The sequence below is a fragment of the Conexibacter stalactiti genome, from assembly GCF_033542075.1.
GTDB lineage: Bacteria > Actinomycetota > Thermoleophilia > Solirubrobacterales > Solirubrobacteraceae > Conexibacter > Conexibacter stalactiti.
The window spans coordinates 1-3,234 of sequence record NZ_JAWSTH010000198.1 but is presented as its reverse complement, the minus strand read 5'-3'; the positions used below and the strand labels follow the sequence as shown (position 1 = coordinate 3,234).

Genomic DNA, 3,234 nt, shown 5'->3' with positions numbered 1-3,234 from the left:
ACTTCGAAGGCGCCCGCCGCGGCTGCCGCGCCAGCCGCCGGCGCTCCGGCCGCCGCGGCGCCGGCCGCCGCCGGCAAGCCGACGGCGAAGGTCAAGGACCGCCGCCTGCGCTACGGCCAGCCGGTCGTCGTGCGCGGCCGCATCGCGGCCGGCTCGGCCGCGAAGGTCGTGCTCGAATACGCGCCGTCGGGCCGTCGCTGGCGCGCTGTCGAGCGCGCCGCCGTGCGCCCGGACGGCCGCTACCGGATCGCCGCCGAGCTGCGCGCGACCGGCAGGGTCCGCGTCGTCTCGCAGACGGCCAGCGCCGTCGCCGCCGCCGGCGCGCAGGCCAGCCGCGCCCACCGCGTCGCGGTCGCCGGCGAGCTTGCCGTCAAGCGCCGCAGCCACGACGCCGCCGCCGGCAGCGCCGTGAAGGTCCGCGGCGTGCTGTTCCCGCGCAAGCGCGGCCATCGCGTCACCGTCGAGGGTCGCATCGGCGGCCGCTGGCATGCCGTCGGCCACGCGCTCACGCGCCGCGACGGCCACTTCGCCGCGCGCGTCGTCGCCAGCCGCCTCGGCAGCACGCCGCTGCGCGTCCGCTCGGCCGGCACGAAGACCAACCTCGCGACGCGCGCGAAGGCCGGCGCGGTGAAGGGCTACCGCGCGAGTCTCGCGTCGTGGTACGGCATCTACGGCGGTCCGCTCGCCTGCGGCGGCACGCTCGGCTACTCGCAGCTCGGCGTCGCGCACAAGTCGCTGCCGTGCGGCACGAAGGTCACGATCAGATACGGCGGCCGCAAGGTCACCGTCCCGGTGATCGACCGCGGCCCGTACGTCGGCGCCCGCGAATGGGACCTGACCGGCGCGACCGCTCGCGCGCTCGGGTTCGACGGCGTCGGCACCGTCTGGACGACGGTCTAGCTCGCGAGCAGCGGAGGGTTTTCCACCGATGCGGTGGGAAACCCTCCGCTCCTCCCGCCGGCCGGTGGCGTAGCATTCGCCGGGATGGGAACAGACGTTCGAGTCAAGCGCGTCATCGCCCACCTCGACTGCGACGCCTTCTACGCCTCCGTCGAGCTGCTGAGACGGCCCGAGCTGCGCGGCAAGGCGGTGATCGTCGCGCACGACGGGCCGCGCTCGGTCGTCACGACCGCCTCCTACGAGGCGCGCAGATACGGCGTCGGCTCCGCGATGCCGCTCTCGCGCGCTCGCCGCATGTGCCCGCACGCGATCCTCGTGCCGCCGAACTTCGAGGCCTACCGCGCGACCTCGAAGGCGCTGTGGGAGATCATCGGCGCGCGGCTCGGCAGGCTCCAGCACCTCGGCCTCGACGAGGCCTACGCCGACCTGACCGGCGTCGAGAAGCCGGTCCGCGTGCTGCGCGAGCTGGTCGAGAAGGTGAGAGCGGAGACCGGCATCACCGTCTCCGTCGGGCTCGGCCCGTCGCGTCTGATCGCGAAGATCTGCTCCGACCTCGGCAAGCCGGCCGGCTTCGTCGCGATGGGCCGCGAGGAGGCGGCGGAGCGGTTCGCCTCTGTCTCGCCGAAGCTGCTCCCGGGGATCGGGCCCAAGAGCGTCGAGCGCCTGCGGGAGCTGGGGATCGAGACGATCGGCCAGTTGCAGAACACGCCGGAGGAGACGCTCGCCGCCCGCTTCGGCGTCAACCACGGCCGCGACCTGCTGCGGCGCGCGCACTTCCACGACGACTCGCCGGTCGAGACCGACCGCGTGCTGAAGTCGCGCTCCAACGAGCGCACCTTCGACGAGGACGTCGACTCGCTGGAGGAGCTGGAGCAGGTGCTGCGCCGGCTCGCGCGCGAGCTGTGCGAGGGCTTGGAGAGACGCGGCAAGCGCGGCCGCAACGTCGCGATCAAGGTCCGCCTCGACGACTGGACGACGGTCACGCGGGCGCGCACGATCGACACGTTCACGCACGACGCCGCGCTCGTCACCGAGATCGCGCTGGAGTTGCTGCGCGCGTACGCGCCGCCGCGGCCGGTGCGGCTGCTCGGCGTGCGCGTCGCCTCCTTCGAGGAGGAAGGCGGCGGGACGCCGTCGCCGGTCGCCCCGCCGCGCAACGCGGCGCAGCTGGCGCTGCCGCTGTAGGGGCGGCGCGCCGCGCGTTCGCGGCTGGCCAGCGGCGGGCGGCAGCCGCTCGCCGCCCGCGCCGCTCAGCGCAGCGCGCGCTTGGCCGCGGCGACCGTGAAGGTGATGCTCTGCCGGGTGGTCCCGCCGGCGACCGTGAGGCGGTAGCTGCCGGCGGGCAGCCGCGCGCGCGAGATCAGCGCGATCGTGCGCGGGATGCCTCTGCCGCGTCTGCCGCGGGGACTCCCTACCGGTGTTCGGCAGGGAAGAGGTGCGCTTGAGCGGGCGGCGGCGGTGGACGCGCGCGCCGCGATGCCCTGCGCGTTGTCGCGCCCGGCGCGGTTAGCCTTGCGCCGATGAGCGAGGGGTTCCGGGAGCGGCGCGATGCGATCCGCGTGCGGATGGGCGGCGCCGAGCGGATCGAGCGGCTGCACGCGCGCGGCGAGCTGACGGTGCGGGAGCACATCGACGGGCTGCTCGACGCGGGCTCCTTCGAGGAGCAGGGGACGTTCGTCGTCTCGGCCAACCCCGCCGATCGCGACAGCACGCCCGGCGACGGCAAGATCGGCGGCCACGGCACGATCGACGGCCGGCCGGTGACGGTCGCCGGCGACGACATCACCGTCAAGCGCGGCAGCTCGTCGGTGATGGGCTCCAAGCGGCTGACGAAGCTGTTCGCGCACGCCGGCCGCTGCGGCCACCCGATCGTCTACTTCGGCGCGACCGGCGGCGCGCGCATCCCCGACACGCTCGGCTCGGCCGGCTTCAGCCAGGTCGGCCCCGGCACGCAGCTGTTCCGCCGCTCGCGCGGCGTCCCGATGGCGACCGTGATCGTCGGCGACTCGTTCGGCGGCTCCTCGTTCTTCGCCGCCGCCTCCGACCTCGTCGTGCAGCTGCGCGGGACCTGCCTGGCGGTCACCTCGCCGCTGGTCGTCGAGGTCGCGACGGGGGAGAGACCGTTGATGGAGGAGCTGGGCGGCGCCGACGTGCACGCGAAGGTCACCGGCCAGGCCGACCTCGCCGTCGACACGCCGGCGGAGGCGTACGCGGTCGTGCGGCGCTTCCTCGCGCTGCTGCCGGCGCATCAGGGGGAGCGCGCCGCGCGCCGGCTGCCGGACGCCGCGGCCGGCGACGGCGCGGCCGGCGACGGTGCGCGCGGCTGGCTCGCGC

General features: G+C 75.3%; 3 protein-coding genes. All 3 read left to right on the top strand.

Annotated features, from left to right (window positions below; translation table 11 throughout):
- Positions 1-900: septal ring lytic transglycosylase RlpA family protein (locus R7226_RS31145; RefSeq protein ID WP_318601447.1), on the top strand; the 900-nt coding region annotated here is incomplete at its 5' end.
- Positions 901-984: 84 nt separating this feature from the next.
- Entirely contained in the window at positions 985-2,085 is a 1,101-nt protein-coding gene (gene dinB / locus R7226_RS31140) for a DNA polymerase IV (protein ID WP_318601446.1), read from the top strand.
- A 335-nt stretch (positions 2,086-2,420) separates the two neighbouring features.
- The coding region (locus R7226_RS31135; protein WP_318601445.1) for a carboxyl transferase domain-containing protein at positions 2,421-3,234 on the top strand (814 nt) is incomplete at its 3' end.